Raw genomic sequence first — 25,991 nt, 5'->3', positions numbered from 1 at the left:
AAGTCGGTCATCCCCCCTTTCGCTCGGCGTGGTACTCGCTCCGCTCGACCTCGACCGCCTGGCCGAGCTCGTCCCAGTAGTCGTCGAGAGCCTCGGCGCGGGGATCGTCCGAGGCATCCACCATCTCCGCCGTCTCGATGTAGGTCTCGAGATGGTGGGTCTGCAACTGCAGATCCTGGAATCCGTCGTGCGGGTCCCCTTCGCGAGACGCCGTGAAGCTGTCGGGGGATCCCGTGCCCGCCGCGGAGCCCCCGGCGGCGAGCGCCGAGACGACGTCGTCGGTGTGGCGGAGCTGGATCAGGGTCTGATCCTCTCCGAGCGTCGGTTCGGTCGGGCTCCCCGCGGTCAGCTGCATCGACACCTCGAAGTCGCTCTCCATCGCGAGACGGGCGGCGATCATCCCGCCCTGCGAATGCGCGACCACGTCGACCTGGTCGCCCGGCTTCGCCCCCGCCGCGCCCAACGCGTCGACCGTGGCCTGATACGACGCCGATGCGCGGCCCTGATAGAGCTCGATGTTCGACTTCATGTCCCACGGCTCGGACTTCCCCGACCGCCACGGCAGGGACTCCTGAGTCCCGGCGACGTAGGCCACATACCGGGTCGCCCCACCGACCATCGTGTATTTCTCGACCGCGACCTGCGAGGCCGCTCCCGGTATGCGACGGAATGCCGCAGCGAGGCCGGCAGGCGCATTCGGAGCCGACGTCTTCACGGGCATCACCTGCACGGGATCGGCCTTCCCCGCCAGCGTCATCCCCGGCCGGGCCGTGCCGAGCCCGGATGCGACGCCCACCATCGCCCCGGCGAGGAACAGTGGCGGGAGCGCCCCCGCCAGGTCGTACTGCTCGCCCAGTCCCTCGAATCGCCGCTCCTTCCAGCCGGCCACCAGCCACTCGGCCATGGTCCCGATCCGTTCGTCATCGGCGACGAGCCGGTCGGCGCGCGCCTGCACGGCGCTCGCCGCCGCGGCATCGGTGAGGGCGAGCGCCTCCGCCTGCGCGCGCAGCTCGACCACCTCGAACGCGTCAGCCATCACCAGGGTTCCCGTGCAGGCGTTCTCGATCTCGACGCACAGTTCATCGATCCGCTCGACACTCCGTTGCAGTGCACCGACATCGACTCCCGAACCGGTCTCCGGCGCCGAGGAGATGAGCGCGTGTGCCCGGCGGACCGCGGCGCGTGCGTGTTCGTACTCCGACGCCACCGATCGCATCCGTGCCCCGAGATCGCGCAGCTGCTCGGTGTCGACGGCGATCGCCCCGCCGTGATCGATGCTCAATCCCCCGCCATCCGCCGACGGTTCCCTGCCTGCGACCATGCTCATTCCGCCGCCCTCATTCCGCCGCTCATGCCGCCCCGCCGAGTTCCCATCTCCGCACCGAGAGGTGTCCGATCTCGACTCCGGTGTCGTCGCGCAGCCGTTCGAGCAACGCGTTCAGCGCGCGGAACCCCTCGGACTGCCAGTCGGAGCGATCGGTGAGCGCGACCAGAGTCGCCCCGGATTCTTCGAGCGTGGAGATCGCCTCTCCGATCTCCTGGGAGGCGAGAAGCAGGTCGCCGAGGTGCGCGGAGCCGACATCGAGGATGTTGACGAACGAGTACATGGCCCCAGCTTCCGGGATCACGGGCTTCTCGCTCTGCCCGATCGCCGCGAACGGTGGAGAGATGGATGCCCGGTCAGGGTGTGCAGAGGATCGCGCGAGGCGGTGCGCGCTGTGCAGGAGGCCCGCGGCCGGGCAGAATGTAGGTGTGACATCCCCGGATCCCTTCCGCGTGATCTTCGTCTGCACGGGGAACATCTGCCGCTCTCCCATGGCCGAGGTCGTCTTCCGCGACCTCGCCGAGCGGCAGGGACTCGGCCCGCGCATCGTCTCGCGCAGCGCCGGAACAGGCGACTGGCATCTCGGCGAGCGCGCCGACCACCGCACGATCGATTCCCTGGCCCGTCGCGGTTACGACGGCTCCCAGCACCGCGCCCGCCAGTTCACCGCCGCGGCCTTCGCGGACAACGACCTCGTCGTGGCCCTCGATCGCACGCACGAGCGCATCCTGCGGGAATGGGCGCACGACGAGGACGAGGAGGGGAAGGTCACCCTGCTGCTCGCCTTCGACCCGAACGCCACGACCCATGACGTGCCCGACCCCTACTACGCGGGCGCGGAGATGTTCGATTCCGTGCTCGGTATGATTGAGGCGGCGACTCGGGGCCTGTTCCGCCAGCTCGAACCCGCTCTGCGTCTCCCCCGCACGCCCCGCATCTGAGGGGCCCGATCAGGAGGACTCCCCTGACTTTCCAGCCTTCGCTCCCGCCGCAGCCCCTGAGCCCGCTCGACGGTCGCTACCGCGGCGCCGTCACCGGTCTCGCCGACTTCCTGTCCGAGGCCGGCCTGAACCGGGCGCGCGTCGAGGTCGAGGTCGAGTGGCTGATCGCCCTCACCGACCGCTCGCTGTTCGAGACCTCGCCGCTGCCGGAGTCGGACAAGGAGCGCTTGCGCGCCCTCTACCGCGACTTCGGTCAGGCCGAGATCGACTGGCTCGCCGAGAAGGAAGCCGTCACCCAGCACGACGTGAAGGCGATCGAGTACCTCGTGCGCGATCGACTCTCGACGCTCGGACTCGACGGCATCGCCGAACTCACGCATTTCGCGGCCACGAGTGAAGACATCAACTCCGCTTCCTACGCCCTCACCGTGAAGCGCGCTGTCGAGGAGGTCTGGCTCCCGGCCCTCGACACCGTGATCGCGAAGCTCCGCGAGCTCGCCGTCGAGCACGCCGACGCCGCGATGCTCTCGCGCACGCACGGCCAGCCCGCGACGCCCTCGACGATGGGCAAGGAGCTCGCGGTGTTCGCCTGGCGCCTCGAGCGGGTGCGCGGTCAGATCGCCGCCTCCGACTACCTGGCCAAGTTCTCCGGCGCGACCGGCACCTGGTCTGCGCACCTGGCCGCAGACCCCGACGCCGACTGGCCGACCATCGCCCGCGAGTACATCGAGGGCCTGGGGCTCGGCTTCAACATCCTCACCACCCAGATCGAGTCGCACGACTGGCAGGTCGAGCTGTACGACCGCGTGCGTCACGCCGGCGGCATCCTGCACAACCTCGCCACCGACATCTGGACCTACATCTCGCTCGGCTACTTCGCGCAGATCCCGGTCGCCGGGGCCACCGGTTCGTCGACGATGCCGCACAAGATCAACCCGATCCGCTTCGAGAACGCCGAGGCGAACCTCGAGATCTCGGGCGCCCTGCTCGCATCGCTCGGCCAGACGCTGGTCACCAGCCGCCTGCAGCGCGACCTGACCGACTCGACCACGCAGCGCAACATCGGCGTGGCTTTCGGGCACTCGCTGCTCGCGCTCGACAACCTGCGCCGCGGCCTGAACGCGATCTCGCTGTCGCGCGACGTGCTGCTCGCCGACCTCGACGTGAACTGGGAGGTGCTGGCCGAGGCCATCCAGACCGTCATCCGCGCCGAGGTCGTCGCCGGACGCTCCACGATCACCGATCCGTACGCACTCCTCAAGGAGCTGACGCGCGGCCACAGGGTGGGCGCGGCCGACCTCGCCGAGTTCGTGCAGGGTCTCGAGATCGGCGACGCCGCCAAGCAGCGCCTGCTCGCGCTGACCCCGGCGACGTACACGGGTATCGCAGAGAAGCTCGCGCAGTAGCCGCGAGGCTGAGCCCGACTCGCCCCCCAGGCGCCGTCAACTCGACGAGTGCACGGGCGCAGGAAGGCGCGCGGGCTAGGGGGCTGACTCTCCGGAGCGCTCCTCGACACTGTCCTTCGGCATGAAGGCGGCGGCGAGCAGGGTGAGCACCGCGGTCACGGCGACCGCGACGAACACCCACACCGACGCATGGATGATCGTGCCGGGATCGTCGGGACCGACGCCCTGCGCGATCACGGCATTGGAGATCGCCCCGAACACGGCCACGCCGACAGCGCTCCCGGCCGAGCGCGCGAACGCGTTCATGCCCGTCACCGCCCCGCGCTCGCCCCAGCCGACCGAGGCCTGCGCAGCGATCAGCGTCGGCGCCGCACTCCATCCGAGCCCGAAGCCGAAGAGGAACGCGATGCCGGCGATCACGAACGGATTCGGCCACGAGGCGACGGAGGCCAGGGCGATGGCGGCGACCGTCGTGATGCTCATGCCGATCAACGTGGTGCGGCGGAAGCCGATGCGCAGGTACAGGCGTCCCGCGTTCGCGGCGGCGAGCGGCCAGCCGAGCGTCAGAGCGGCGACCGCGAGACCGGAGAGCAACGGGGCGATGCCGGTGGACCCTTCGAGGTAGGCCGGAGCGAAGCTGGTGACACCGAGCATCAGCGCGCCGACACCGAGCGACACGATCGTGGTGGTGAGGATGAGCCGTCGACCCGCGAGGCGCAGGTCGACGATCGGCTCGGCGACGCGGCGCTCGACGAACCCGAAGGCGATCAGCGCGATCACTCCCAGGCCGAAGCAGAGGGCGCTCTGCACCGACAGCCACGCCCAGGCGTTCCCGCCCTCGAGCATGCCGAGGATGAGCGCGGTCAGCCCGATCGTGAGCAGCACCGCTCCCCCGTAATCGATGCTGTGCTTCTGGGTCTGCTTCTGCTCCTTGTAGTTGCGCAGCAGCATCCATCCGGCGATCAGACAGAGCGGGATGTTGATCCAGAAGATCCACCGCCAGGCGTCGAACTGCGCGAAGATCCCCCCGAGCGCCGGGCCGACGACCGACGAGATCGCCCAGACGCTCGCGACGTATCCCTGCACCTTGGCACGTTCGGCGACGGTGTAGATGTCGCCGACGATGGTCATCGACATCGGTGCCACGGCACCGGCGCCGATGCCCTGGATGATGCGGAACACGATCAGCGCGGGCATGCTCCACGCGAATCCGCAGAGGATGGAGCCGAGCAGGAACAGGGCGATGCCGAGCAGGATGATCGGCTTGCGTCCGACGGTGTCCGCGAAGCGGGAGTAGATGGGGACGCTCACGGCCTGTGCCAGGAGGTACACCGAGAACAGCCACGGGAACTGCTGGTAACTGCCGAGGTCGCGGACGATGCTGGGCACGGCGGTCGCGAGGATCGTGGCGTCGATCGCGATCAGGCCGGTGGCCAGCATGAGCGCACCGAGAATGGGGCCCCGCTCCGACCGGAGTCCGATGGAGGCGCGGTCGACGGAGGCAGTCACTCCAGGAACAAGCCGATCCACCGCAGCGGTATTCCGGATTCATGCGGGATGGCGGCACCGACGTCGCCCTCCGACGTCGGTGCCGCCGGGGTCAGTGCGCCGGGCCGAGGTCGCGCATGGGCTTGCCGTTCTTCGGGTTGCCCGGCTTCACCTTGCGACGTTCTCCGTTCACGACCACGATCACGTTGCTCATGTTCGGTGCCCGATCGGCGACGACGTCGTAGGCGACGACCTTCCCGTCCCGCCACGTGCAGTCCACCCGGTATCCGCCCCGTGCGCGGAGCCCGGCGAACGATCCGCTCACCGCCCAGTCCGCGGGGACGGCGGGCAGCAGCCGGATGACGTCGCCATGACTCTGCACGAGCATCTCCGCGATCGCGCCGACGATGCCGTAGTTGCCGTCGAGCTGGAACGGCGGATGGTTCGCCCACAGGTTCTGCAGGATGTTGTACGTGAGCAGGCCGCGCACCATGATGCCTGCCCGCTCGGCGTCGCCCAGGCGCGCGAAGAGTCCCGCGCGCCACGGCCAGGTCCAGGAACGGCGACTGTCGCCCGAGACCGTGGCAGCGGTGAACGGCACGCCCTCCTTCTCACCGCAACGCGCCTTGAGTGAGACCAGTGCCGCCGCCGAGAGCTCCGGAGTATCCGGGGTGATCTGGCGCCCCGGGTACACGGCGAACAGGTGCGAGGTGTGCCGATGGATGTCGTTCGGGTCGTCGCGGTCGGTCTGCCACTCCTGGAGCTGCCCCCAGCGGCCGATCTTGTTCGGGGCCAGGCGCTGCTGCATGTCGGCAATCGTCCCCTGGTACTTCTTGTCGACGCCGAGGGCCTTCGCGCATTCGAGGTAGTTCTGGAAGAGGTCCCAGATGATCTGCTGATCGTGCATCACCCCGTCTTCGCGCGGGCCGTGCTCGGGAGACCAGCCCATCGGCGCGACCAGGGTGCCGTCGGGGAGCTCTTTGAGCTGGTCCTCCCAGAACTGGCAGATCTCCTTGATCAGCGGGTAGGCCAGATCGCGCAGGTACTTCTTGTCCTGCGTGAACGCCCAGTGCTCGTAGAGGTGCTGCGCATACCAGGCGCTGGCGATCGTGTTCCACTCCCACGCGTTGCCGCCGAAGATGCTCTGCGAGGTGCGGGCGGTCCACCCGCGCACGTCGGCGCCGAACGCGTTCCGCGTGGCGATTCTGCTGGGCACGGCCACCTCACGGATGAAGGTCGCGAGGGCCTCGTGCGACTCCGGGAGGTCGGCGGTCTCGGCCCCCCAGTAGTTCATCTGGATGTTGATGTTCGTGTGGTAGTCGCTGGCCCATGCCGGCTGATTGCTGTTGTTCCACAGTCCCTGGAGGTTGGCGGGCAGCCCGCCGGGCTTCGACGAGCTGAGGAGCAGATAACGCCCGTAGGCGTAGAGCGTCTGCTCCAGCGTCGGGTCGGCCTCGCCCGTGCCGTAGCGGAGCAGTCGACGGTCGGTGGGCATCGCCATCACGGCGCCGTCGGTGACCCCCCATTCGACCTTCGCGCGCTGCATGAGCTCGGAGACCTGCGCGGTGTGCGCCGAGCGGAGGCTCTTCCACGAGCGGGAGGCCGCCGCGTTCAGGGCCTTCTCGATCGCCGGCTGCGGCGCCGCACCGCGCCATCCGTGTGCGGCGCTCAGGCGGTAGTCGGTGCGGGCGTCGAGCAGCAGGGTGATGCTCGCGGCGCCGGAGACGCGCAGTCCGCCCTCGGCGGCGACCACCTCTCCGTCGGTCTCCGCGATGCGCACCGCGGCCGCGTGCGTGAGGTTGTTGGCCATGGTTCCGGCGAAGCCCATTCGGCGGCCGCCCGCGTCGACTGTCGTCGCGACGCCGTCCTGCTTCGAGACCAGGGTGATGAGAGCGGTGAGCGTACCGGGGCGGTCGGCGGTGAACCGCACCGCGATCACGTCGGCATCCCGACTGGCGAACGCCTCACGCAGCACCGTGCCCTGTGCGGTGGCAAAGTGGGTGCTGTGGGTGCCGTCCGCGATGTCGAGCGCACGTCGGTAATCGACGACGGCGCGGGCTCCGGCGGTGCTGAAGCCACCGCCGGTGAAGGCGATGCCGCCGAGACGGAGCGCGCCGGGTGCGGAGAACGAGATGCGGTACATCGTGTAGGCGGTGGTGTTCGCGAACGAGAAGACCCGCCCGGTGCCGCGCTCCGGGAACGTCTCCCCGGTGCGCGTGTCGAGCGTCTTCCAGCCGAGCCCGTCGTCCGAGCCGGAGACCGTCCAGTCCCGCGGATCCTGTTCCGGCGCGTCGGGAGCACTCGTGAGCACGTAGCCGTTCAGGGCGAGCTTGGCGCTGAGCTCGACCTGCCAGACCGCCCCTGACCCGGTCGACGGAACCGCCCAGACGGTCGCGGGGTCGGCGTCCACGGTGCCGACGAGGGAGTCGGCGTGGCCGCTGGGCGACGACACGTAGACGGCGCTCCCCTGTGCGAGGTCGACCCCGCCGAGCGCGACCTCGGCGACCTGGAAGTGACTGACCCCCGCCTTCGGCGCGAAGACGAAGCGGTAGTGCGCGTACGCCGTCGTGTTCGCGAACGAGAAGCTCTTGGTCTGGAGCCGCTGCGGGAACGGCGCTTCAGCCCGCGTGTCGAGCGCGACCCAGGCCGCTCCATCGGCAGACCCTTCGAACCGCCAGTCCTGCGGATCGCGGGCGGGGACGTCGTTCGCGCTCGTGAGCGCGTAGGAGGAGACGGCAACCGGCTCCGCGAGATCGGCCTGCTAGATCACCTCGGCGGGCGGCGCGATCAGACACCACTTCGTGGCCGGATTCCCGTCGAAGGTCTTCTCGACGCTCTCGCCACCCGATACCTCGTACGGGCCTCCCGGCGAGCTCACGACGGTGCGTGCGCCGAACGCGACGGTCACCTCGCCGAAGTCGCGGAACGAACCGAAACCGGTGACGCTGGTGTCGTACGCTCCGTCGGGCTGGCCGGCGAGCGCGTTGTCATAGTCGTTGACGCCGCCCCACAGGCTCTGCTCGCTGAACTGGATCACTTCGGCGTCCGGGTTCCCGAACAACTTCGCGCCGAGGCGCGCGTTGCCGATGGGGAGCGCCTGCGTCTCCCAGCTCGTCGCCGGGGTCGCGTACCAGAGGGCGTACGGCGAGAGCTGCGGACGCGGGATCGCACCGGCGGGGACGGCGCGCAGAGCGGCGTCCACCGAGAATGCGTTCGCAGCCGCAGGCCGAGCGGCCAGGAATTGAGGGACGAGCGGGGCGAGGAGGGCGAGGCCGCCCACCTGCAGCGCCTGTCGGCGGGAAATGGGGTCCATCATCACAGCAAACCTCCGGAGCATCGTTGATCATCTGGGGCCGTGCGGTCTCGCAACCGGTCGTGGATGCGGGGCGCGTCAAAAGTCAGTGTCCGACACGAGACATCGGATGTCTAGAGACGATTGTCCAGAGGGTACGCCGAAAGTACCGGAGATCCGCGCGATTCAGAACGCCTGACGCGCTCTTTAATCGGATGTTAGAGGATCCCGTCGACGAGCAGATCCGCCGCTCCTGCGGAGCGCGTCAGGAGGACGCCGGGCGGCCGGAAGCCTCGGAGTCAGGGCTCTCCCCGTCGGGCTCCGGGTCGTACAGCACCGGACGATCGATCGTCTTGGTGACGTCGGACGGATCGACAGCGAGGATGAGCATCGCCAGGATCAGCAGCGTCACGATGAACGCCCCGCCGCCGACGACGAGCCCCAGCGCGATCGGGGTCAGCCCGTCGTAGGTGCCGTCGGCGATCGACGCGTTCACGCGTGCGGTGAAGGCTCCGGTCGAGACCAGGGTGACGACCATGGCGAAGACGCCGCAGCCGAGCGCGATGAGGAGCAGGTGCAGGGGCCGCAGAATGTCCCGGCGGGTGGGCTTCTCGTCGCTCATCGCTCTCCTCCATGCTCCGCGGGGGCGGCGCTGTCGTTCGATTCGGACACCGTGGCGACGGCATCGACCTGCTTCGGCGTGAGGCCGGCGATGCCGAGGAAGACCGCGACGATCGCCGCATAGCCGCCGAACATGCCGACGCCGAGGATGATCCCGGAGAGGACGAACGTGCCGGCCTTGTCGATCGTGTACTCCTGCAGGAACCCGGCCGGGATCAGCAGCAGGGCCACGCCGAGCAGAACACCTAGGCCCCCGACGGTGATCGCATCGCGCGACAGCATGCCGCCGGTGCGCCGGGAGCGGATGCCGGCGAGCAGCTCGATGCCGCCGCTGACGATGGCCCAGGAGGAGACGATGATGAAGAACAGGTCGTCGGAACGCCACACCGGGATTCCGCTCACCATGCCGGCGACGACGCCGACCGCGGCGAGCAGGACGTACGACCAGCGTGAGCCGGCGGGGAGCACCAGCCAGGCGGCGAGCACCTGGACGAGAGCGGTGATGAAGACGAAGCCGCTGAACACGGACAGGCCGACGGCGGCGGAGTGATCAGACGAGAACGTGATCATCAGCGCAGCGACTGCGGCGAACAGAGCGCGCAGCAATTGCACGTGGCGCATGGTGAATGCGCGAGCAGGGGCAGACATGACGGTCCAGAGTCCTCCGGGGTGTTGCTCCCAGTCTACGCGGGGCGGCGGAGCCGCAACGCCGGGAGCCCTGCGGAGGGAGGATTCGTGAAGCCCGGCTGATCTCCCCAGATCGATTGCCGGGCTTCACGACATACGCAGCAAGGGGGGCATCACTGCGTCAGGCCGGTGATCGCAGGGTCGGGCACCCTGCCTGCGAAGACGGCCAAGTGACCCCACATGCCCACCCGGTCCCCTGAGGTACGCGCGTGCGGTCGTATGCTCACTCTAAGGCGCTGATCTTCACATACCGGAGGGGATCTGTGATGAGTTTCGAAGATGACGCGCGCAGAGCCGAACCCGATGACTTCGCGAACGCCCTGCGCGACGCGATAAACGCGAAGCCGGTGACGCTGTCGTGGCTGCAGCGTCAGCTCAAGGCGCGCGGGAACCGCGTGTCCATGGCCACGCTGAGCTACTGGCGATCCGGCGCGCGACGGCCGGAGGGGGCGCAGTCGCTCGCCGCGCTCAGCGACATCGAGGAACTCCTCGGACTCGACACGGGGGCGCTGAGCAGACTGCTCCGATCGACGAACCGCACAGGTCCGCTCGGACCCAACCAGTTCCCGATCGACGAGGAAGAGCTCGAGTTGGCGGTGATCGACGCCTTCCGCGCGCTCGGCGCCTCCTACCCCGACACCTCCCGCGAGCTCACGACGCATTCGGTGACCGATGTCGGCGCGGACGGCAACGTCGCATTCAGCATCACGCGCAGCATCGTGCAGTCCACGGTCGGCACGATCACGGCGATCCCCTTCCTCGAGATCACCCCCGGGGTGCGCACCCCCGCACCTCTGCTGAAGGCGGTGGCAGGGGGCCGGATCGCCGCGCGCTACTCCCACCCCGACGGCGAGGTGCACGGGGTGCTGTTCGAGCTCGATGTGCCGCTGACCGCGCCGGAGACGGCGATGGTGGAGTGGTCGGTGGAGTACCCACCCGACTACCCCGCGACGCGCGACACCGGCCACGCCCTGGCGCAGAAGGCCAGAGAGCTGCTGGTGTGGACACGCTTCCATCCGGACGCGATCCCTGACTGGTGCGAGGAGCACCTCGAGACACCGGACGGCGTCATCATGACGCCGCTGCCGCCGCCCCGGGGAACGTCGGTGCATCTGGTGCGCCGGGCTTTCGGCCCCGGTGCCCTCGGACTGCACTGGGGCTATGGCCCCCGGGAGGATCAGCCGGGCTGATCTCCGGTCGCGACCGGTCGGCCGGGGGTGTTCGACCACTGGCTCCACGACCCGGGGAAGACCTTCGCCTCGATGCCGACCTCATGCAGGACCAGGGCGGTGTGCGCGGCCGTCACGCCGGAACCGCAGTATGCCGCGACGGCCGTGCCCGGCGTGACGCCGATCTCGGCGAAGTTCGCCAGCACGGTCTCCCGGTCGAGGATGCGGCCTGTGGCGTCCAGATGCAGCAGGGTGGGCAGGTTGCGTGCGCCGGGGATGTGTCCTGCCGCGGGGTCGAGCGGCTCGGTCTCGCCGCGGTAGCGTTCGGGGGCCCGCACATCCACCAGGACACCGGATGCCGGGAACGCGGCGGCCTCATCGATCGTCAGCGTATCCGCACCGATCTTCTCGAGGACGACATCGCCAGGATCCGGTGCCACATCATCGGTCGCGACGGCGAAGCCCTCATCCTTCCACCCGCGGATGCCGCCGGCGAGCACCCGCACATCGACGCCGGCCTGACGCAGCAGCCACCAGGCACGGGCGGCCGCGATCCCCTTGAAGTCGTCGTAGGCGACCACCGTGTCGCCCGCACGCACGCCCCACCGACGGGCCGCGTCCTGGAGGGTGGCCGTCGACGGCAACGGGTGCCGTCCCTCCGACGGCTCGCCATGGGTGGAGAGCTCGGTGTCGAGCGCGGCGAACACGGCGCCCGGGATGTGCCCGGTGAGGTAGTCGTCGTGCCCGGCCTCCGGACGATCCAGGCGCCACCGCACGTCGATCACGCGCACCGGTGCACCCCGGGTCAGCAGGTCGTTCAGTTCGACGGCACTCACGAAGTCGCTCATGCTGCGAGGCTACCGAGTCGGCGGCGGCGTCCGGTGCGTCATCGTCTTCTTCCGTCACGATCCGAGCGACGGGTCCGGCGCACTAGGCTCGATCCGGCAACGTCGAGAAAGGGCCAACGATGCCCTCTCGTCTCCGCTGGATGCGGTTCCGACCGCAGGAAGCCGCGCTCATCGCGATCACCGCCGTCTGGGGCGGCACGTTCCTGCTCGTGCATTGGGCGATGGAGCACTCCGGACCCTGGTTCTTCGTCGGCATCCGGTTCCTCATCGCGGGACTGATCAGCGTCGTGATCTTCCGACGCGTGCTGCGCGGCATCCGCTGGCGCGATGTCGGCGCGGGCGTCGCGATCGGGGTGATGATCTACCTCGGCTACGGCCTCCAGACGCTGGGGCTGCAGACCATCGACAGCAGCACCTCGGCCTTCATCACCGCGATGTACGTGCCGCTGGTGCCGCTGGCGCAGTGGGCCGTGTTCCGCAAGCGCCCGCCCGCCATGGCGTTCGTCGGGGCGGGTCTGGCCTTCGTCGGGCTGCTGTTCATCGCCGGCCCCGATGCCTTCGCGCTGACTCTCGGCGCGGGCGAGATCGCGACCATGATCAGCACGCTGCCGATCGCCGCCGAGATCATCCTGATCAGCCTCTTCGCCGGGAAGATCGACCTCGGACGCATCACCGTGGTGCAGCTGCTCACCGCGGGAGTGCTGGGACTGCTCACGATGCCGGTGGTCGGCGAAGGCGTGCCGGAGTTCTCGTGGATCTGGGTCGGCTGTGCGGTCGGCCTGGGAGCGGCGAGCTGCCTGATCCAGTTGACGATGAACTGGGCCCAGAAGTCGGTCTCCCCCACCCGCGCGACGATCATCTACGCCGGGGAACCGGTGTGGGCAGGAGCCATCGGACGCATCGCCGGTGAACGCCTGCCCGCGACCGCGCTCGTGGGCGGAGCGCTCGTCGTGCTCGGCATCCTCGCGAGCGAGTTGAGGATCGTGCGGCGCAGGGCACAGCCACAAACATCGCCGCAGGCTCGGGAGGAGAACCACGCCATGGGCGGAGAATCTCCTGTCGAATCTCCGCCCGACACGGAGATCTCCGCCCGCCGCGAGGTCACACCGTGAGCAGCACCTTCGTGGCGCGGCGCTCGTCCATGGCCCGATAGCCCTCGGCGGCTTCTTCGAGCGGAAGGGTGAGGTCGAACACCTTGCCCGGGTCGATCTTCCGGTCCCAGATGAGCTGGATCAGCTCGGGGAGGAAGCGCCGCACGGGCGCAGGTCCGCCGTGCAGGTGCACGCCGGAGTAGAACAGCTCCTCGCCGGGCAGCGCCACGTCGTGAGAGACGCCGACGAAGCCGACGTGGCCTCCGGGGCGGGTGGAGCGGATCGCCTGCATCATCGACTCCTGGGTGCCGACGGCCTCGATCACCGAATGCGCACCGAGACCGTTCGTGAGTTCCTTGATGCGGGCCACTCCCTCATCCCCGCGTTCGGAGACGATGTCGGTCGCGCCGAACTCGCGCGCCAGCGCCTGCCGATCGGCGTGCCGGCTCATCGCGATGATGCGCTCGGCACCGAGCTCCCGTGCGGCGAGGATCCCGAGGAGCCCGACCGCGCCGTCGCCGACCACGGCGACGGTCTTCCCCGGTCCGACCTCGGCGGCCACGGCTGCGAACCATCCCGTGCCGAGGACGTCGGACGCGGCGAGCAGTGAGGGGATCAGATCGGCGTCGGGCCGGCCGGGCGTGACGACCAGCGTGCCGTCGGCGTGCGGGACGAGCGAGTACTCGGCCTGCGTGCCGTAGCGCCCCATCGGCACCACGTGCACGCAGCGGGACTGGTACCCCGCCTGACAGATCTCGCACGTGTTGTCCGACGCCATGAAGGATCCGACGACGAAGTCGCCGACCCGCAGCGTCTGCACTTCGGTGCCGATCTCCTCGACCACGCCGACATACTCGTGCCCCATCGGCGCGTGGTCAACCTCGTTCACGCCGCGGTACGGCCACAGGTCCGAGCCGCAGATGCAGGTCGCGGCGATGCGGATCACCGCATCGGTCGGCCGGGAGATGGTGGGCTTCTCGCGCTCCTCGACCCTGACGTCGCCGGGGGCGTGCATGACTACTCCGCGCATTCGTGGTACTCCTTCTGTCGCGTGGACTTCAGTCCACACCGAATCCCTCGCGGATGGGAGGTTCTGACGGAACCCCTCCGAAATCCTGGGATCCGGGAATAGTCCGCCGAACGCCGCGTTGCACCCGATATGATTGAAACTTCAACCGTCGCTCCGGTCGCCACGGAACGCACTCGCGTCCGCGTGCCGCTGCGCTTCGGCGACGGCTTCTCCACGACCGCCGACGTGGTCACCTTCGACGGCCTCGTCGACGGCCGTGAGCACCTGCTGCTCGGGCTCGGCGACTGGCGCGCCGCACTCGAACGCGCGATAGACGGCGGGGACGCACCGCTCGTCCGTCCGCACAGCGAATGCCTCACCGGCGACGTGTTCGGCTCCGAGCGCTGCGACTGCGGCCCCCAGCTGCGCGAAGCCGTCGAGCGCATCGCCGACGAGGGCGGGTTCCTGCTCTACCTCCGCCAGGAGGGCCGGGGCATCGGCCTGTACGCCAAGCTCGACGCCTACGCGCTGCAGGACGCGGGCCTCGACACGTACGAGGCGAACGTCGCCCTGGGCCACGGCGAAGATGAGCGCGACTACACGGTGGCCGCCCAGATGCTGAACGCGCTGGGCGTCGACGGCATCCGCCTGCTGAGCAACAACCCCGACAAGGCCGTGCAGCTCGAAGCGCTCGGCATCCGCGTCACCGAGCGCGTGCGCACCGAGGTGCACCTGTCGGAAGCGAACACCCGCTACCTGCAGGCGAAGCGCGACCACACGGCGCACACGCTCGACCTGTCGGCAGCGTGACACCCGCGGGATACCCGAGTGACACCCAGGAGGACAGCATGACGGCGGAGCAGCAGCATCCGCGTCGCCTCGACGACACCGAGATGGAGACCTGGCTCCCCGTCATCCGGTTCGTCCAGCTGCTGCCGCAGGTGCTCGATCGCACGCTGAAGGAAGAGGTCGGGCTCAACCACGCCCGATACGCGATCCTCGTCACCCTGGCAGGTCAGGGGGAGAGCGCCGTCACCATGACCGAGCTCGCCCGCATCGCCGGCCTCAGCCGTTCCCGCCTGAGCCACGCTCTGGATTCTCTCGAGGAACGCGGCTGGGTCACCCGCACCTCGTGCGGGTCCGACAAGCGCACCCTCTCGGCCGCACTGACTCCGGCCGGACGGGAGATGCTGCGCACGGCCGCCCCCGTGCACGTCGAGCAGGTGCGGGAGCTCGTGCTCGATCCGCTCACCGCACAGGAGCGCGAACAGTTGGGGGCGATCCTCGGCAAGCTGCTGCCCGGGGTGACCGCGGCACTGTGAGGCGTCGCGGATCGGTCACCGGTACCGCCAGTACCTCCCTCCACGGTCGCTGAGCGCGTACCGTCGAAGGCATGGACACCCGCAGCGAGGTGCGCGAGTTCCTCTCCACGAGGCGCGCACGCATCACCCCCGATCAGGCAGGCCTCCCCGCATTCGGGGGCAACCGCCGCGTACCGGGCCTGCGCCGCGAGGAGGTCTCGCTCCTCGCGGGTGTCAGCGTGGACTACTACACGCGGCTCGAGCGCGGCGACCTGTCCGGCGCGTCCGACAGCGTGCTCGACGCCCTCGCCCGCGCGCTCCAGCTGGACGAGGCCGAGACCGCGCACCTGTTCGACCTCGCCCGCACCGCGAACGCCTCGCCGGTCGCACGCACGCCGCGGAAGAAGGCCACGGAGCTGCGTGCGAGCATCCTCCGCCTGCTCGATGCCATGACCGAGGCGCCGGCGATCGTGCGCAACAACTACTTCGACTACCTGGCCGCGAACGCCCTGGGCCGTGCCCTCTACGCGCCGGTGTTCGCGCAGCCGCAGCCCAACAGCGCCCGCTTCGCGTTCCTCGATCCGGCGGCGCAGGAGTTCTACCCGGAGTGGGACCGCAACACGCAGGAGCTCGTCGCGGCGATGCGCGGTGAGGCCGGCCGCAATCCGTTCGATCGGAAGCTCACCGATCTCGTCGGCGAGCTCTCGACGCGGAGCGAGCGGTTCCGCACCCTCTGGGCCGCCCACAACGTGCGCTTCCACCGCACGGGCGTGAAGCGCATCGCGCATCCGATCGTCGGAGAGATGGAGCTGACCTACGAGGCGTTCGAACTGCCGGCCGACCCGGGACTCCACCTGTCGACCTATACCGCCGAGCCGGGCACGGCGTCGGCGGACAAGCTGCGGATGCTCGCCAGCTGGGCGGCGACGGATGCGGCCGCATCTGTCGCCGCGGAGCCCGAGCCCGCTCCCACTCCCGATCACACCTCGGGGCGCGCAGACTCCTGAACCACGGTTCTGCTCTGAGCAGAACCGCTCGAAGCCGCCGGATGCCGCGGATTATCGTGAGGCATGGCCGACATCCTCGCATTCCCGCGCACCCCTCGCTCCGAACGCCCCCGCCCGAGCGATCCCGAGCCCCTGTGGCGACACCTGCTGGGTGACCAGCTGCGCCGCCGACGTCACGACCGCGAGGAGACCCTCTCCGAGACCGCCGACAAGGCCGGTGTCTCGCCGCAGTACCTCTCCGAGGTCGAGCGTGGATTGAAGGAGCCGTCGAGCGAGATGATCGCCGCGATCGCCGGAGCCCTCGACACGAGCCTCGTCGAGCTGACGAGCGACGTTGCCGACAGCCTGCGATCGACGGCCCCTTCGCGTGGCGCGTTCGCCCTCGCCGCGTGATCCCGGAGCCGTCATCTGCATGATCGACGGACGGATGCATGACCACAGGCACCGCATCGGTCATGCAGTCGTCCGCCGCTCATGCATCCGTCCGCGAGCCCGGACTGCAGATCAGCTCCGCGCTCCCAGCACCGTGTCGACCAGCCCGTAGTCGAGGGCGGCGGCGGCGGTGAACACCCGGTCGCGATCGGTGTCGACCCGGAGCTCCGCGACCGTCCGGCCACTGTGCCTGGCCAGGATCTCCTCCATGTCGGAGCGCACCCGCACCACCTCGTCGGCCGCGAGGATCAGGTCGGGGATCGCACCCCGGGACTGTCCGGCCGGCTGGTGCAGCACGATGCGCGCATGGGCGAGGGCGGCCCGCGCCCCCGGATCTCCGGCAGCGACGAGGAGTGCTGCCGGTCCGATGGCCTGCCCGACGCAGGTGGTCGCGACGCCGGGACGGATGTGCTGCATGGTGTCGTAGATCGCGAGTGCTGCGCCCGGATCGCCGCCCTCGCTGTTGATGTAGAACTGGATGCCGGATTCGGGGCTGTCCGCGTCGAGATGCAGCAGCTGCGCGATGAGGGCGTTCGCGACCCCCGCATCGATGCCCGTGCCGAGGTAGATGACCCGCTCCGCGAGCAGGTGCGAATAGACGTCCATGATGCGCTCGCCTCGGGGATGCTGCGCGACGACGTTCGGGATCGTGTAGCCGCTCATGCGTCCGCCCCCAGTCCGACGCGCGCGCGACGTCGCGGCATCACCTCGGCGATCGAGGCCACGATGCCGTCGATGAAGCCGTAGTCCTGCGCCTGCACCGCGGTGTACCAGCGGTCGTGAAGGGAATCCTCGAAGATGCGCGCGATGGGCTGGCCCGTGTCGTCGGAGATGAGGCCGAGCACGGTGTCGCGCATATGCCGCAGGTCGTCGGCCTGCGTCTCGAGCTCGCCCGCGGATCCGCCGATGCCCGCGGAACCCTGATGCATCAGGATGCGTGCGTGCGGCAGCGCCCGTCTCTTGCCGGGGCTACCGGCGGAGAGCAGGAACTGTCCGGCGCTGCAGGCGAGTCCGAGGGCGAGCGTGGCGACGTCGTTGGGGATCAGCCGCATGATGTCGCGGATGGCCAGCATCGACGGCACGGAGCCGCCGGGCGAGTGGATCCACAGCGCGATGTCGGCGACGGGGTCCTCGGCCGACAGCGCGAGCAGCTGGGTCATCAGCAGCGTGCCGTTGTCGTCGTCGAGAGCACCGTCGAGCACGAGCACCCGCTCGTGGAACAGTGCGTGCCGGGCTTCGGGACCGAACTGCGGGATGGGGTTGTCTTCGCTCATGCCCCCAGCCTCTGTCGCCCCGCAGGCGTGCGGAGCGGATTCTGCCCTGGGCGGCTCTGCCTTGAGCGGATGCGAGCGGATGCGGGCAGATGCGAGCGGATGCGGGCAGATGCGAGCGGATGCGGGCAGATGCGAGCTCCTGGGCGGATGCGGGTGGGGAGGCATCCGCCCAGGCCCTCGCGTGGGGATGGGGGCTGGTGGGGTGAGCGGACGGGATCAGGCAGCGAGGGCCAGTGAGCGCCGATGGGAGATGCGGTGACCGACCCAGAAGCCGATCGCGATCAGCCCGGCCAGGGCGATGCCGAGGATCCACGGCAGCATCGAGGGCGCGGCCCCCGCGGTGGCGGTGGCGAGGGTGCCGGAGCCGTCGGCGATCAACCCGTTCCCCGCGGCGAGGTCGGCGGCCCCGGCCTCGAGCTTGTCGCCGCCGTCCGCGAGATCGCCGGAGCCGTCCGCGACGGTCGCCGCGCCGGCGGAGAGCTTCTCGATGCCGATGTTGAGGTCGCCGGCACCGGCCTGCAGCGCACCGACGCCGGTGGCGAGCGTGCTGGCGCCGTCGTTCAGGCGGGTTGCGCCCGCGCTGAGGTTCGCCGTGCCGGAGGAGAGGGAGGAGGCTCCGGTGGAGAGCGTCTGCAGCCCGGCGGCCAGCGTGGCGGCGCCGGCCGAGAGCTGTGACGTGCCGGAGTGCAGGGACTGCGCGCCGGCGACGAGGGCCGGCGCCCCCTGGGGAGCGACGAGTGCCACGGTGCCCGGCCACTTGTTCGCGACGTCGCCGTTGATGAGGCCGTTGACCCCGGCCGTGACCTTCGCCGACCCGCCGGCGGCGGCGGCGAGCCCCGCAGCGAGATCCGACCCCTTGGCCGCCACGGGAGCCATCGCATCGACCTCTTGATCGACGCCGGCAGCCAGTTCGGCGAGCGCCTTGAGCTGCAGGTTCTGCTCGTCGGCGGCTGACATCGTGGCGAGCGCGTCGGCAAGCTGCTGCGAATGCCCTGGCGCCGTGGATGCCACTCCCTGCAGGAGGGTCTTCGCTTCGGGCTGCGCGAGCGCGATCACGCTCGCGTCCACCTTCGCACCGAGCGTGTCACTGAGGCCCTTCGCACCCACGAGCACTTGACCGGCGTACGCGTGCGCTCCGTTGACTCCGGCGGCCAGGGTCGACACTCCCGCTGCCAGCGTCTGCGCCCCGGCATCCGCCTGCGCCATCTTCGTCGAGAGCTCCTGAGCCCCGGCGAGCGCGCTCTGGGCTCCCCCGCTGACCTTGCCGGCACCGGCTGCCGCGGTCGATGCGCCGGCGGCGAGGCTGCTCGCGCCGTCGGCCAGGCTCATGGCACCGCTCGCCGCCGTCGTGGCCCCGTCGCTCAGCTTCTGGGAGCCCTCCTGCGCGCTGGCCGCGCCCGCGGAGAGGACACCTGTCCCCGTGGCGAGCTGCGACGCACCGGCCGAGAGGTCTGCGGCACCGGCAGCGAGGTCGGCCGATCCGTCTTTCGCGGACGTCGTTCCGTCGGCGAGCTCGGAGGCGCCGGCGGCGATCTTGCTCGTCGTCGCGAAGAACAGGATCACCATCGCGGCCAGCAGCAGGCTGAGCACGATCACGGCGATGCGCATGCCGATTCCGTGCGAGTGGGGCGTGGTACTCGTCATTGAGGACTCCCGGGGTCAGTGGCGTCGTTGCCACCGGCGACTGTATGGGCACCCCGACTCGCGACCCCCGGATTTGCCGCTCGAAACCAAGTCTCAGCACCGATGAAACTCAGTTTCTTGTGGCTAGTGCACAAACGGGGGTGCCAGGCCCCTGTGCCCTGCGCGAAAAGGGGCCGTAACATCGCGGACTCACGACCCGCCTAGCCTCGTGCCCATGGCGAAGCAGAAGGCACCGGCGTGGCAGTGGTCGGAGGACGGACTCAATTTCCGCACGCGCAAGTGGGTGCGTCCGGAGGACCTCAACGCGAACGGCTCATTGTTCGGCGGCAGCCTGCTGAAGTGGATCGATGAAGAAGCGGCGATCTATGCGATCGTCCAGCTCGGCAACTACCGTGCCGTCACCAAGCACATCTCGGAGATCAACTTCGAGGCCTCGGCCGTGCAGGGCGATCTGATCGAGATCGGCCTGCAGGCCACGCACTTCGGCACGACGTCGCTCACCATGCGCGCGGTGGCCAGGAACATGATCACGCGCAAGCGCATCCTCACGATCGAGAAGATCGTGTTCGTCAGCCTCGACGACGATGGGGTGCCGACCCCGCACGGCTACACGGAGATCACCTACGACCGCGACCGGATGCCGACCGAGCGCATCGCCACCGGCACGATCCGACTCCCCTCCCTCTGATCCGCCACAGGAACGCCGAGCCACCTCCTCAGGCGCGAACTGCCCCCCGGTGTGCCGCGCGCGAGGAGGTGACCCGGTCGGAGAGGGGCGCGTCGACCTCGAAGGCCGGAACGCCGGCGAACGCCTGGGCGAGGTCGGCGATGAGGTCGTCGACATCCTCCAAGCCGATCGACAGACGCAGCACGTCGGCTGCCGGACGCGCTTCGGGAGGGACAGGCCGATGCGTGAGCGCCGCCGGATGCTGGATCAGCGAGTCCACTCCGCCGAGCGACACCGCGTGCGTGAACAGTGCGGTCGCGGTGGTGACCGCAGAGGCCGCGGCGAAACCCCCGCGCATGCGCATCGCGATCATCGCGCCGGTACCGCGCATCTGCCGTTCCAGGATGCCGCGCGGGTCGCCGTCGAGTCCCGGGTAGAACACCTCGGCGACCTCGGGGCGATCGATGAGCCACTGCACGATCCGCCGCGCACTCTCCTGCTGGTGCCGCACCCGCACGGGGAGGGTCGTGAGACCGCGGTGCAGCAGATAGGCCCCGAGGGGATGCAGCAGCCCTCCCGTCACCGCCCGCACGCGGCGCAGAGCCTCCGCCGTCTCCTCGCTGCACGCGACGACGCCGGCGATCACATCGCCGTGCCCGCCCAGGTACTTGGTGGCGCTGTGCAGAGACATCGCCGCCCCGAGGTCGATCGGATTCTGCAGCACGGGGGTCGCGAACGTGTTGTCGACGACGACCGGCACCGTGCCGGCCTGGCGCACGACGTCAGCGATGTCGGCGATGTCGAGGGTGGGGTTCGCCGGGGTCTCGACCACGACGAGGCCGGTGTCGGGGCGCACGGCCGCCGCGACCTCGTCGGGGTGACAGTAGGTGGTCTCGACGCCGAGCAGGCCGGAGCCGAGCAGATGGTCGGTCCCCCCGTAGAGCGGACGCACCGCGACGACGTGGCGCGCCCCGGTCGCTCCCGTGTGCGCCAGGATCACGGCCGTCATCGCGGCCATGCCCGAGGCGAAGGCGACCGCGGCCTCGGCGTGCTCGAGCTCGGCGAGTGCCTCCTCGAAGCGGGCGACCGTGGGGTTCCACAGTCGTGCGTAGACCATGCTGCCGTCCGCCGGAGGACGCCCTCCCGTCGCCATGGCCTCGTACGAGTCGCCGCCGCGCTCGATGTCCGGGAGCGGGTTCGTGGTCGACAGATCGATCGGCAGCGCGTGGACCCCGAGCCCCTCGAGGTCGGAGCGGCCGCCGTGGACGGCGACGGTGTCGGGATGCAGCGGTGCAGTCATGACTCCACGTTGCCGGAATCACGATGAAACCGCAGGAACTCGACAGAAGCCGCCAGGAATTCGACGCTGAACGCTATTCTGTGCAGGATCCGAAGGGCAAGGAGGCCCCCCGTTGGCGAAAGCACAACTCGACGAGACCGACCTCGAGCTGCTCGCGGTGCTCAGCCGCGACGCCGAGACGACGAACAAGGCGCTCGCACATCGCCTCGGCCTCGCCGAGTCGACCTGCGCACATCGGGTGCGGGCGCTGCGCGAGCGCGGAGTGATCCGCGACACGCGCATCCGCGTCGACGGGGCCGCTCTGGGTTTCCCGCTGCAGGCGATCATCAAGGTGCGCCTGGCGAACCACACAGGAGACAAGGTGACGGCCCTCTTCGATGCCCTGGTCGACATCCCGCGCGTCCTCCAGGTGTTCCACGTCGCCGGCGTCGACGACTTCCTCGTGCATGTGGCCGTGCAGGATGCGACGGCCCTGCGCGACATCGTTCTCGAGCACATCACGGTGCACCCCGTCGTGCGCGGCACCGAGACCCAGCTCGTGTTCGAACTGCGCGACGGACCGGGAGTGCTCTCCACCTGACCCTTCCGGTCGCACTTCGTGCCGTCCGATCCCGTTTCAGACGACACGAAGTGCGACCGGAACGAGCGGAGCGTCGGTGCGTGCGCGAGGATGGAAGGCACGCCCGCCAGGAGCAAGGGAGCACCATGAGCCGCAGCGCCACCGCCGCCACGCACACCGTCCGCGAGATGCGGGACTTCCTCTTCGCGAACGCCACCGACTATGCGGCGGCCCGCGACGGATTCGTCTGGCCGGAGGTCGACGAGTTCAACTTCGCGTTGGAGTGGTTCGACGTGGTCGCGAGTGAGAACCCCGACCGCCCGGCGGTTCAGATCGTCGAGGCCGACCTGAGCCTGCGCTCCTGGACCTACGGGCAGCTCTCGGCGCGATCCGACCAGGTCGCCTCCTGGCTCCGCACGCTCGGCATCGGTCGCGGCGACCACGTGATCGTGATGTTGAACAACACGATCGAGCTGTGGGAGGTGATGCTGGCGATCACGAAGATCGGCGCCGTGTCGATCCCGACCTCGACCCTGTTGTCGGCTTCGGACCTCGCCTACCGCGTCGAGCACGGACGCGCGCGGGCGGTCATCACTCTCGGAGCGCTCGCCGATCGCCTCGACGACATCGATCCCGGCATCCTGCGCATCGGCGTCGGCGACGACATCTCCTCCGGCTGGGCACGCTTCGCCGATTCCACCGCCGCTCCGGCGGGTTTCGCGCCCGACGGTCCGACCCCCTCGTCCGACACCGCGCTGCTCTACTTCACCTCGGGCACGACGAACCGCCCGAAGCTCGTGCAGCACACCCACGCCTCCTACCCGATCGGGCACCTGTCGACCATGTGGTGGCTCGGGGTGCGCCCCGACGACGTGCACCTCAACATCTCCTCCCCCGGCTGGGCCAAGCACGCGTGGTCCAGCTTCTACTCGCCGTTCCTGGCCGAGGCCACCGTCTTCGTCTACAACTACGCCCGCTTCGACGCGAACACGCTCATGCAGGTCATGGACACCCACCACGTGTCGACGTTCTGTGCGCCGCCGACGGTGTGGCGCATGCTGATCCAGGCCGATCTCGCCCGGCTCACCCGCCCTCCGCGCGAACTGGTGGGCGCGGGCGAGCCGCTGAACCCCGAGGTCATCGACCGGGTGCGTGACGCCTGGGGCGGGACGATCCGCGATGGGTTCGGGCAGACCGAGATGACCGCGTGCATCGGCAACTCCCCCGGCCAGGCGGTCAAGGTCGGCTCGATGGGACGCCCGTTGCCCGGTTATCCGGTGGTGCTGCTCGACCCGGTCACCGGCGCAGTCACCGAGGGGCAGGGCGAGGGTGAGATCGCGCTCGATCTGTCGCAGCCGCCGCTCGGGCTCATGGCCGGCTACTACGACGACCCGGAGAAGACCGCGGAGTCACGGACGGGCGGTTACCACCACACGGGCGACATCGCCGTGCGCGACCACGACGGCTATCTCACCTATGTCGGCCGCTCCGACGACGTGTTCAAGGCTTCCGACTACAAGATCTCACCCTTCGAGCTCGAGTCCGTGCTGCTCGAGCACGACCTCGTGATCGAGGCAGCGGTGATCCCGAGCCCCGATCCCACGCGCCTGGCGGTGCCGAAGGCTTACATCTGCCTGACCCCGGAAGCTCCGGCCGTCGGTTCGGATGCGGCGCGCGCGATCTTCGCCCACGCGCACGAACGGTTGTCATCGCATCTGTGGGTGCGGATCATCGAGTTCGTCCCCGAGCTCCCCAAGACGATCTCCGGCAAGATCCGACGCGTCGAGCTGCGGGCACGCGAAGCCGCGCGGGTGCAGTCCGGCGACGAGGCCGGGCAGCACCGTGACCGTGACTACCGCTGAGGTCAGCGCACGACGGCGATCGTCGCCGTCGCCGGCCCGGTCTTCGTGAGCGCAACCTTCGACGTCGCCGTGACGGGTGTCTTCGACGCGGGAACCGCCTTCGGCAGCTCCTCCACCGTGCGGTCGGCACGTTCCACCCCGGCCGCATTCACGATCGCGCGCACGACGCTCCCGACGATCAGCATCGCGACCAGCGCCGCGCATGCCACGATCAGCGGCGTCCACTCGCGCGCGAAGGACGCCGCGAAGCTCATCAGCGCGCCCACGATCCACAGACCCACCGCGCCCCCGGCGAGCCCACCGGAACCCCGGACGATCGCGACCGCCGCGACGATCGCGAAGATGACGGCGAGCGCCGCACCCACGTAACCGATCGGCACCATCACCGCAGCCAGATCACTGGCCATTCTCAATGTCGTCATGACGACCCCCCGTCAGTGGTTACTCCACTCATTCGACATTAGAAGTGTCCCCCGGAATGGGCATCCGCCTCAAGTGCGACTCGCATCATCCTGAAGGCGGATATCTGTACGGACCGGCACAGTCGGAACGACAGCGGCGCGGCTGTCAGCGACGACGTGGCCAACGCAGGCGGCGCGCCCGCACGACCCGCACCGGCTGGGTGACGACCGCGTCCACGACCATCGACCCGTCGGTCGGTCCGACGATCGCGATGGCCGAGGTCTCCGTCGCCTCCGCGGGGTCGATGGGCAGCCGTCCGAGAGCGCGGTGGGCGCGGATGTACGCGGGGACGAGCAGCACGATCGCTCCGAGCCAGGCGAGCGGGTTGCTCAACGCGACACCGTCGAATCCGATCCATGCCCCCAGCACGATCGCCGCGCCCACGCGCATCACGAGCTCGATCACGCCGGTCACGGTGGGCACGAGCGTGTGACCGAGTCCCTGAAGAGCGCCGCGCAGCACGAACAGCATGCCGAGCGCCCAGTACCCGCAGCCGTTGATGATGAGCATCCGATGCGCGTCGTCGACGACGACGTCGGATCCTTCGCCGATGAACAGGCGCACCATCGGGGCGCCGAATGCGACCAGCAGGGCACCGAGGACCACACCGGCGGCGACCGCCATCCAGGTCGCCTCGACCACACCGCGACGGATGCGGTCGGGCCGACGACCGCCGTGGTTCTGCGCCGCGTACATCGAGACGGCGAGGCCGAGAGACGACAGCAGGGCGACCGCGAGGCTGTCGACGCGCGAGCCCGTGGTGTAGGCCGCGACCGCGTCGGCGCCGAGGGTGTTCAACGCGACCTGCACCGTGAGCGTGCCGATCGCGATGATCGACGCCTGGAACCCCATCGGCAGGCCGAGTCGCAGGTGCTCGGCGATGTCGTCACGGGTGATGCGCCAGTCGGCTCGGCGCAGGTGGAGCATCGGCAGCCGCCGACGCACGAACTCCAGGCACAGTGCCACCGAGACGGCCTGAGCGACGACCGTGGCGAGCGCAGCTCCCCCCACTCCCCATTCGAGGGGCCCGACCATCAACACGACGAGGCCGACGTTGAGCGCACACGACACGGTCAGGAACACCAGCGGCGTCTTCGAGTCGCCGATCGCACGGATGATCGCGGACAGGTAGTTGAAGAACATCGTCGCGCTCGCGCCGAGGAAGCTGATCTGCGTGAAGATCGTCGCCTCGGCCATCAGCTCGGGCGGCGTCTGCAGCAGCGACAGGATCGGGCCGGCGAGGAGGGGCGCCCCCACGGTCAGGATGACGCTCGTGATGGCGCTGAGCAGTACGCCGGTCGCGACCGATCGGCGTACGGCCGCGTCGTTCCTCGCGCCGAATGCCTGGGCGATCGGGATCGCGAAACCGCTCGTCAGCCCCCAGGCGAACCCGAGCAGCAGGAACAGCAGGCTTCCGGTCGCTCCGACGGCGGCGAGCGAGGTGACGCCGAGATGACGGCCGACGACGATGGCGTCGGCGAACTGGTAGAGCTGCTGCACCACGTTGCCGAGCAGGAGCGGGATGGAGAAGGCAAGGATGACGCGCCACGGACGGCCCGTGGTGAGGGAGGTGGCCATGAAGGAGCGGCTCGCAGAACTGAGGGGAT

26 protein-coding genes are annotated in these 25,991 nt (G+C 69.5%); 11 read left to right on the top strand and 15 right to left on the bottom strand.

Translation table 11 applies throughout. From position 1 onward, the window contains the following. Window positions 1–7: 7 nt before the first annotated feature. Window positions 8–1,327 (bottom strand): hypothetical protein, encoded by a 1,320-nt coding sequence (locus ACLFA2_RS09960; RefSeq protein WP_426621210.1) that lies wholly within the window; start codon window positions 1,325–1,327, stop codon window positions 8–10. Window positions 1,328–1,349: 22 nt separating this feature from the next. Next, on the bottom strand, window positions 1,350–1,628 hold the full coding sequence (locus ACLFA2_RS09955) for a hypothetical protein (RefSeq protein ID WP_208323966.1): 279 nt from the start codon (window positions 1,626–1,628) through the stop codon (window positions 1,350–1,352). A 187-nt stretch (window positions 1,629–1,815) separates the two neighbouring features. On the opposite strand from ACLFA2_RS09955, the gene ACLFA2_RS09950 reads away from it, so the two are divergent. Together ACLFA2_RS09950 and purB are read left to right on the top strand one after the other, a co-directional pair. Further along, window positions 1,816–2,265: a low molecular weight protein-tyrosine-phosphatase gene (locus ACLFA2_RS09950; RefSeq protein ID WP_231479804.1), complete on the top strand. Its 450-nt coding sequence runs from the start codon at window positions 1,816–1,818 to the stop codon at window positions 2,263–2,265. 23 nt (window positions 2,266–2,288) lie between these two features. After that, window positions 2,289–3,671: an adenylosuccinate lyase gene (gene purB / locus ACLFA2_RS09945; RefSeq protein ID WP_046399053.1), complete on the top strand. Its 1,383-nt coding sequence runs from the start codon at window positions 2,289–2,291 to the stop codon at window positions 3,669–3,671. Window positions 3,672–3,746: 75 nt separating this feature from the next. On the opposite strand, the gene ACLFA2_RS09940 is transcribed toward purB, so the two are convergent. The 5 genes from ACLFA2_RS09940 to ACLFA2_RS09920 all read right to left on the bottom strand — a co-directional run bounded on the left by ACLFA2_RS09940 (window position 3,747) and on the right by ACLFA2_RS09920 (window position 9,720). Continuing rightward, complete coding sequence (locus ACLFA2_RS09940) at window positions 3,747–5,180, bottom strand: MFS transporter (protein WP_426621209.1); 1,434 nt, start codon at window positions 5,178–5,180, stop codon at window positions 3,747–3,749. Between the two features lie 91 nt (window positions 5,181–5,271). Continuing rightward, on the bottom strand, window positions 5,272–7,611 hold the full coding sequence (locus ACLFA2_RS09935) for a glycosyl hydrolase family 95 catalytic domain-containing protein (RefSeq protein ID WP_426621208.1): 2,340 nt from the start codon (window positions 7,609–7,611) through the stop codon (window positions 5,272–5,274). Between the two features lie 309 nt (window positions 7,612–7,920). Beyond that, window positions 7,921–8,475: a glycoside hydrolase N-terminal domain-containing protein gene (locus ACLFA2_RS09930; protein ID WP_426621207.1), complete on the bottom strand. Its 555-nt coding sequence runs from the start codon at window positions 8,473–8,475 to the stop codon at window positions 7,921–7,923. A 241-nt stretch (window positions 8,476–8,716) separates the two neighbouring features. After that, window positions 8,717–9,073, bottom strand: coding sequence for a hypothetical protein (locus ACLFA2_RS09925; RefSeq protein WP_021201588.1), 357 nt, complete (start codon window positions 9,071–9,073; stop codon window positions 8,717–8,719). Beyond that, window positions 9,070–9,720 (bottom strand): hypothetical protein, encoded by a 651-nt coding sequence (locus tag ACLFA2_RS09920; RefSeq protein WP_021201587.1) that lies wholly within the window; start codon window positions 9,718–9,720, stop codon window positions 9,070–9,072. Before ACLFA2_RS09920 ends, ACLFA2_RS09925 begins: the two co-directional genes overlap by 4 nt. A gap of 305 nt (window positions 9,721–10,025) precedes the next feature. Between ACLFA2_RS09920 and ACLFA2_RS09915 the strand changes: the two genes are divergently transcribed. Further along, window positions 10,026–10,949: a hypothetical protein gene (locus tag ACLFA2_RS09915; RefSeq protein WP_029260654.1), complete on the top strand. Its 924-nt coding sequence runs from the start codon at window positions 10,026–10,028 to the stop codon at window positions 10,947–10,949. On the opposite strand, the gene ACLFA2_RS09910 is transcribed toward ACLFA2_RS09915, so the two are convergent. After that, complete coding sequence (locus ACLFA2_RS09910) at window positions 10,937–11,776, bottom strand: sulfurtransferase (protein WP_426621206.1); 840 nt, start codon at window positions 11,774–11,776, stop codon at window positions 10,937–10,939. The two genes, ACLFA2_RS09915 and ACLFA2_RS09910, sit on opposite strands and share 13 nt — an antisense overlap. Before the next feature lie 119 nt (window positions 11,777–11,895). Between ACLFA2_RS09910 and ACLFA2_RS09905 the strand changes: the two genes are divergently transcribed. Continuing rightward, on the top strand, window positions 11,896–12,888 hold the full coding sequence (locus ACLFA2_RS09905; protein WP_426621205.1) for a DMT family transporter: 993 nt from the start codon (window positions 11,896–11,898) through the stop codon (window positions 12,886–12,888). On the opposite strand, the gene ACLFA2_RS09900 is transcribed toward ACLFA2_RS09905, so the two are convergent. Then, entirely contained in the window at window positions 12,878–13,897 is a 1,020-nt protein-coding gene (locus ACLFA2_RS09900; protein ID WP_426621204.1) for a zinc-dependent alcohol dehydrogenase family protein, read from the bottom strand. The two genes, ACLFA2_RS09905 and ACLFA2_RS09900, sit on opposite strands and share 11 nt — an antisense overlap. 129 nt (window positions 13,898–14,026) lie before the next feature. Here ACLFA2_RS09900 and ACLFA2_RS09895 point away from each other — a divergent pair, with 129 nt between their 5' ends. The 4 genes from ACLFA2_RS09895 (at window position 14,027) to ACLFA2_RS09880 (ending at window position 16,577) form a co-directional block, all read left to right on the top strand. After that, a complete protein-coding gene (locus tag ACLFA2_RS09895; protein ID WP_031208311.1) occupies window positions 14,027–14,686 on the top strand; it encodes a GTP cyclohydrolase II in 660 nt (219 codons plus the stop codon). A gap of 38 nt (window positions 14,687–14,724) precedes the next feature. Further along, complete coding sequence (locus ACLFA2_RS09890; protein WP_021201581.1) at window positions 14,725–15,198, top strand: MarR family winged helix-turn-helix transcriptional regulator; 474 nt, start codon at window positions 14,725–14,727, stop codon at window positions 15,196–15,198. Window positions 15,199–15,269: 71 nt separating this feature from the next. Further along, window positions 15,270–16,184 (top strand): helix-turn-helix transcriptional regulator, encoded by a 915-nt coding sequence (locus ACLFA2_RS09885; RefSeq protein ID WP_426621203.1) that lies wholly within the window; start codon window positions 15,270–15,272, stop codon window positions 16,182–16,184. A gap of 63 nt (window positions 16,185–16,247) precedes the next feature. After that, window positions 16,248–16,577: a helix-turn-helix domain-containing protein gene (locus ACLFA2_RS09880; protein ID WP_021201579.1), complete on the top strand. Its 330-nt coding sequence runs from the start codon at window positions 16,248–16,250 to the stop codon at window positions 16,575–16,577. Window positions 16,578–16,688: 111 nt separating this feature from the next. On the opposite strand, the gene ACLFA2_RS09875 is transcribed toward ACLFA2_RS09880, so the two are convergent. The 3 genes from ACLFA2_RS09875 to ACLFA2_RS09865 form a co-directional block, all read right to left on the bottom strand. Then, entirely contained in the window at window positions 16,689–17,279 is a 591-nt protein-coding gene (locus tag ACLFA2_RS09875) for a ClpP family protease (protein WP_426621202.1), read from the bottom strand. Further along, window positions 17,276–17,890 carry a ClpP family protease gene (locus ACLFA2_RS09870; protein ID WP_426621201.1) on the bottom strand — a complete coding sequence of 205 codons (615 nt, stop codon included), beginning with the start codon at window positions 17,888–17,890 and terminating at the stop codon, window positions 17,276–17,278. Before ACLFA2_RS09870 ends, ACLFA2_RS09875 begins: the two co-directional genes overlap by 4 nt. Before the next feature lie 216 nt (window positions 17,891–18,106). Beyond that, entirely contained in the window at window positions 18,107–19,534 is a 1,428-nt protein-coding gene (locus ACLFA2_RS09865) for a hypothetical protein (protein ID WP_426621200.1), read from the bottom strand. Window positions 19,535–19,748: 214 nt separating this feature from the next. Between ACLFA2_RS09865 and ACLFA2_RS09860 the strand changes: the two genes are divergently transcribed. Then, on the top strand, window positions 19,749–20,222 hold the full coding sequence (locus tag ACLFA2_RS09860) for an acyl-CoA thioesterase (RefSeq protein ID WP_021201575.1): 474 nt from the start codon (window positions 19,749–19,751) through the stop codon (window positions 20,220–20,222). 28 nt (window positions 20,223–20,250) lie between these two features. Here ACLFA2_RS09860 and ACLFA2_RS09855 read toward each other — a convergent pair whose 3' ends face one another. Next, window positions 20,251–21,501 (bottom strand): trans-sulfuration enzyme family protein, encoded by a 1,251-nt coding sequence (locus ACLFA2_RS09855; protein WP_426621199.1) that lies wholly within the window; start codon window positions 21,499–21,501, stop codon window positions 20,251–20,253. 112 nt (window positions 21,502–21,613) lie between these two features. Here ACLFA2_RS09855 and ACLFA2_RS09850 point away from each other — a divergent pair, with 112 nt between their 5' ends. Both ACLFA2_RS09850 and ACLFA2_RS09845 read left to right on the top strand, forming a co-directional pair. Next, complete coding sequence (locus ACLFA2_RS09850) at window positions 21,614–22,081, top strand: Lrp/AsnC family transcriptional regulator (protein ID WP_021201573.1); 468 nt, start codon at window positions 21,614–21,616, stop codon at window positions 22,079–22,081. Between the two features lie 125 nt (window positions 22,082–22,206). Beyond that, window positions 22,207–23,922 carry an AMP-binding protein gene (locus tag ACLFA2_RS09845; RefSeq protein WP_426621198.1) on the top strand — a complete coding sequence of 572 codons (1,716 nt, stop codon included), beginning with the start codon at window positions 22,207–22,209 and terminating at the stop codon, window positions 23,920–23,922. A gap of 2 nt (window positions 23,923–23,924) precedes the next feature. Here the strand turns inward: ACLFA2_RS09845 and ACLFA2_RS09840 are convergent, their stop codons facing one another. Further along, window positions 23,925–24,344 carry a hypothetical protein gene (locus ACLFA2_RS09840; protein ID WP_426621197.1) on the bottom strand — a complete coding sequence of 140 codons (420 nt, stop codon included), beginning with the start codon at window positions 24,342–24,344 and terminating at the stop codon, window positions 23,925–23,927. A 145-nt stretch (window positions 24,345–24,489) separates the two neighbouring features. Continuing rightward, window positions 24,490–25,962: an MATE family efflux transporter gene (locus ACLFA2_RS09835; protein WP_029260665.1), complete on the bottom strand. Its 1,473-nt coding sequence runs from the start codon at window positions 25,960–25,962 to the stop codon at window positions 24,490–24,492. Window positions 25,963–25,991 lie beyond the last annotated feature (29 nt).

Source organism: Microbacterium sp. As-52 (assembly GCF_049949185.1).
GTDB lineage: Bacteria > Actinomycetota > Actinomycetes > Actinomycetales > Microbacteriaceae > Microbacterium > Microbacterium maritypicum_A.
This window is presented reverse-complemented; position numbering and strand designations above follow the sequence as displayed.

Excerpts from the sequence above, each read along its gene's own strand:
- ACLFA2_RS09960 (WP_426621210.1), bottom strand. The coding sequence starts at position 1,327 with ATGAGCATGGTCGCAGGCAGGGAACCGTCGGCGGATGGCGGGGGATTG.
- ACLFA2_RS09950 (WP_231479804.1), top strand. The coding sequence starts at position 1,816 with ATGGCCGAGGTCGTCTTCCGCGACCTCGCCGAGCGGCAGGGACTCGGC.
- ACLFA2_RS09930 (WP_426621207.1), bottom strand. The coding sequence starts at position 8,475 with ATGATGGACCCCATTTCCCGCCGACAGGCGCTGCAGGTGGGCGGCCTC.
- ACLFA2_RS09925 (WP_021201588.1), bottom strand. The coding sequence starts at position 9,073 with ATGAGCGACGAGAAGCCCACCCGCCGGGACATTCTGCGGCCCCTGCAC.
- ACLFA2_RS09920 (WP_021201587.1), bottom strand. The coding sequence starts at position 9,720 with ATGTCTGCCCCTGCTCGCGCATTCACCATGCGCCACGTGCAATTGCTG.
- ACLFA2_RS09915 (WP_029260654.1), top strand. The coding sequence starts at position 10,026 with ATGAGTTTCGAAGATGACGCGCGCAGAGCCGAACCCGATGACTTCGCG.
- ACLFA2_RS09910 (WP_426621206.1), bottom strand. The coding sequence starts at position 11,776 with ATGAGCGACTTCGTGAGTGCCGTCGAACTGAACGACCTGCTGACCCGG.
- ACLFA2_RS09905 (WP_426621205.1), top strand. The coding sequence starts at position 11,896 with ATGCCCTCTCGTCTCCGCTGGATGCGGTTCCGACCGCAGGAAGCCGCG.
- ACLFA2_RS09900 (WP_426621204.1), bottom strand. The coding sequence starts at position 13,897 with ATGCGCGGAGTAGTCATGCACGCCCCCGGCGACGTCAGGGTCGAGGAG.
- ACLFA2_RS09895 (WP_031208311.1), top strand. The coding sequence starts at position 14,027 with ATGATTGAAACTTCAACCGTCGCTCCGGTCGCCACGGAACGCACTCGC.
- ACLFA2_RS09890 (WP_021201581.1), top strand. The coding sequence starts at position 14,725 with ATGACGGCGGAGCAGCAGCATCCGCGTCGCCTCGACGACACCGAGATG.
- ACLFA2_RS09885 (WP_426621203.1), top strand. The coding sequence starts at position 15,270 with ATGGACACCCGCAGCGAGGTGCGCGAGTTCCTCTCCACGAGGCGCGCA.
- ACLFA2_RS09880 (WP_021201579.1), top strand. The coding sequence starts at position 16,248 with ATGGCCGACATCCTCGCATTCCCGCGCACCCCTCGCTCCGAACGCCCC.
- ACLFA2_RS09875 (WP_426621202.1), bottom strand. The coding sequence starts at position 17,279 with ATGAGCGGCTACACGATCCCGAACGTCGTCGCGCAGCATCCCCGAGGC.
- ACLFA2_RS09870 (WP_426621201.1), bottom strand. The coding sequence starts at position 17,890 with ATGAGCGAAGACAACCCCATCCCGCAGTTCGGTCCCGAAGCCCGGCAC.
- ACLFA2_RS09865 (WP_426621200.1), bottom strand. The coding sequence starts at position 19,534 with ATGACGAGTACCACGCCCCACTCGCACGGAATCGGCATGCGCATCGCC.
- ACLFA2_RS09860 (WP_021201575.1), top strand. The coding sequence starts at position 19,749 with ATGGCGAAGCAGAAGGCACCGGCGTGGCAGTGGTCGGAGGACGGACTC.
- ACLFA2_RS09855 (WP_426621199.1), bottom strand. The coding sequence starts at position 21,501 with ATGACTGCACCGCTGCATCCCGACACCGTCGCCGTCCACGGCGGCCGC.
- ACLFA2_RS09845 (WP_426621198.1), top strand. The coding sequence starts at position 22,207 with ATGAGCCGCAGCGCCACCGCCGCCACGCACACCGTCCGCGAGATGCGG.
- ACLFA2_RS09840 (WP_426621197.1), bottom strand. The coding sequence starts at position 24,344 with ATGACGACATTGAGAATGGCCAGTGATCTGGCTGCGGTGATGGTGCCG.
- ACLFA2_RS09835 (WP_029260665.1), bottom strand. The coding sequence starts at position 25,962 with ATGGCCACCTCCCTCACCACGGGCCGTCCGTGGCGCGTCATCCTTGCC.